Source organism: Arhodomonas sp. AD133 (assembly GCF_051195215.1).
Taxonomy (GTDB): Bacteria; Pseudomonadota; Gammaproteobacteria; order Nitrococcales; family Nitrococcaceae; genus Arhodomonas.
In genome coordinates, this window is the sequence record NZ_JBNAZM010000159.1 from 1 (window position 1) to 1,083 (window position 1,083).

Genomic DNA, 1,083 nt, shown 5'->3' on the forward strand with positions numbered 1-1,083 from the left:
TGATGTCACCATCTGCGACTGGGCTCGCGAACCCGCACTGCAGGGCGTGGCATAGCAGGTTGTTCAGAACGGACTAATTCTTATGCGATGCTAAGATGGTTGCGATACCCATTTGATGACATATTGCTTCAGCGTATATGTGCCATCTCATAGGAGAGTGAAGTGGATGTAGTTGGCATATACGTGGGATTGGCGGTAGCGGCGGTTGCGCAAATATTCTTTTGGTGGCGGCACCGGGAAGAGGGGGTTGTGCGCAATATTTTGATTATGCTTGGGGCAAGAAAGCCCGCTAGACAAACACTCGGCGAAAATATTGCGCGTTTTGCAGTATTCGTCTTTGCCTTGTTTGTTATGCTGCTGTTTCAGCCAGAGTTTTGGTCGTGGTTTTAGAGCTATCGATGTGAGCCGCTGGTCATTGCGAAGCGCCCGGGGAGATTTTCTGGTCCCTTCGCGATCTGTGTGGGTAGGGGTTGAGTGCCTGCGGGTGGCGGGCCGGCTGGGGTGACCGATATGTTGTGGTGCCTGAGACGCCATCGGAGCACCGCCGAGATGAACCCCACCGAGCACAGCCTGTTTACCGCCGGCCTGGGACTGAGACCGCCGTGGGAGGTGGTCTCGGTGGACTTTGACCCCGAGGCCAGACGCATCGATCTGGAGGTGGGCTTGGCGTGCGGTGCGCGTTTTGCCTGTCCGGCGTGCGGGGTGGTGGATCAGCCGGTGCACGACACGCGCCGGCGCAGCTGGCAGCACCTGCACTTCTTCGAGCACCGCGCCTACATCCATGCCTCGGTGCCGCGAGTGCGGTGCAGCGGCTGCGGCAAGACAACGCAGGTGACGGTGCCGTGGGCACGCCCTGGCAGCGGCTTCACCGAGCTCTTTGAGGCGATCGTGGTCACCCTGTGCGCGCAGATGCCGGTGCAGGCGGTGGCGCGCCACTTGGGCGTCGGTGACGATGCGCTCTGGCGCGTGCTGCATCACTACGTCGCAGCGGCGCGTGCGGGCGAGGACTGTCAGCCCCGCCCGATATTGTCCGGATAGTAACGGACTAATTTGTCCGCCCACCCAAGCTGGGTACCTTCTGAG

The 1,083-nt window shown here is 60.4% G+C and carries 2 protein-coding genes; both read left to right on the top strand.

Annotation, left to right across the window (positions count from 1 at the left end):
• The first annotated feature begins 162 nt into the window (after nt 1–162).
• The gene (locus tag ACPEES_RS23525) at nt 163–390 is read left to right on the top strand and encodes a hypothetical protein (protein ID WP_435106962.1); all 228 of its coding nucleotides are present in this window, start codon (nt 163–165) and stop codon (nt 388–390) included.
• Between the two features lie 159 nt (nt 391–549).
• A complete protein-coding gene (locus ACPEES_RS23530; RefSeq protein ID WP_435106964.1) occupies nt 550–1,038 on the top strand; it encodes a helix-turn-helix domain-containing protein in 489 nt (162 codons plus the stop codon).
• Nucleotides 1,039–1,083 lie beyond the last annotated feature (45 nt).